2 protein-coding genes are annotated in these 1,089 nt (G+C 75.8%); both read right to left on the reverse strand.

Going from position 1 to position 1,089, the window contains the following annotated elements; translation table 11 throughout:
• Positions 1 to 54: 54 nt before the first annotated feature.
• Positions 55 to 402, reverse strand: coding sequence for a hypothetical protein (locus tag FK498_RS18780; RefSeq protein ID WP_141857233.1), 348 nt, complete (start codon positions 400 to 402; stop codon positions 55 to 57).
• Entirely contained in the window at positions 399 to 932 is a 534-nt protein-coding gene (locus FK498_RS18785) for a histidine phosphatase family protein (protein ID WP_141857235.1), read from the reverse strand. The genes FK498_RS18780 and FK498_RS18785 overlap by 4 nt, the downstream gene beginning before the upstream one ends.
• Between the last annotated feature and the right edge of the window lie 157 nt (positions 933 to 1,089).

Consider the following 1,089-nt stretch of genomic DNA (forward strand, 5'->3'; position numbering starts at 1 on the left):
CCTCGGCCTGTTCGTTTCGACGATCGGCCATGAGACCAACCACGCCTATGCGCGCTACGCCTTCGGGGATCCGAATCTCGCCGCCGGGTCGGGCGCGCCGGCGATCCGCGTCTCGGCGACCAGCGCCGGCGGCCGGGCGGGCTCCGCCGGGTTCGCGGCATCGGGAAGGATCCGCACCAGGCGCTGCACCGCGCCCCGGCCGCGCGGCTCGACCAGGAGCGCGAGCCCAGCTTCGGCCAGAGCGCCGTCGGCGGTGTCATGCACGGTGACGGTCGTCGCGGTGCTGCGCGCCCGGCCGAGACGCCGTTCGACGAGCGCGGGATGGTGCAACAGCCGGCCTGCCGCCTCGGGCGCAACCGCGAGTTCGAGTGTCAGGCGCGGCGCGGCGGTCCCGGCACTCACGGCAGGGGCTTGGGCAGGTCGCGCGGGCAGAGGAAGCGCACCAGCCGGGCATTTCCCTCGGCGAGCCCCCACCATGGGGTTGCGACCGCGAACTCCGCCAGCGCGGCGGTCGGATAGCGCTCGGCCAGCCTCAGCGCGTCGATGCCACCGCGCGCCATCGCCGCGGGCCCGACGAGCGCGAGCGCGAGGTTGTGCAGCCCCGGATTGTGGCCAATCACCAGCACGCTGCGCGCGGTCTCGGGCACGGCGTGCAGCAGGTCGAGCAGCCGGCGCGCGGGCGCGAGGTAGAGCGCCTCGACCGTGTCGACGACCGGCGTCTCCTCGAACGGCTCGATCAGCGCGAGCGTCTCGAGGGTGCGGCGGGCGGGCGAGACCAGCACGATGTCCGGCGCGAGGCCGAGGCCGCGCATCTCGCTGCCGATCGCCGCGGCATCCGCGCGGCCGCGCGCGTTCAGCGGGCGATCATGGTCGGGCAGCGAAGGGTCGTCCCAGGACGATTTGGCGTGGCGGAGCAGCAGGAGCTGACGCATGCAGGGTCGTAGGGCCGCGGTGTCGGTCGATGCGGCCCCGACCATCGCACGAAGTCGGCGCGACGTCTGCCCCGGGCGCGGCGCGCCCGGGGCTGGGCGGTCAGCCGCGCGCGCGTCCCGGTCGCGGCGCGGCCGCGCCGATCGCGGCCAGCGCGGC

Source organism: Elioraea sp. Yellowstone, from assembly GCF_006704265.1.
Lineage (GTDB): Bacteria > Pseudomonadota > Alphaproteobacteria > Acetobacterales > Acetobacteraceae > Elioraea.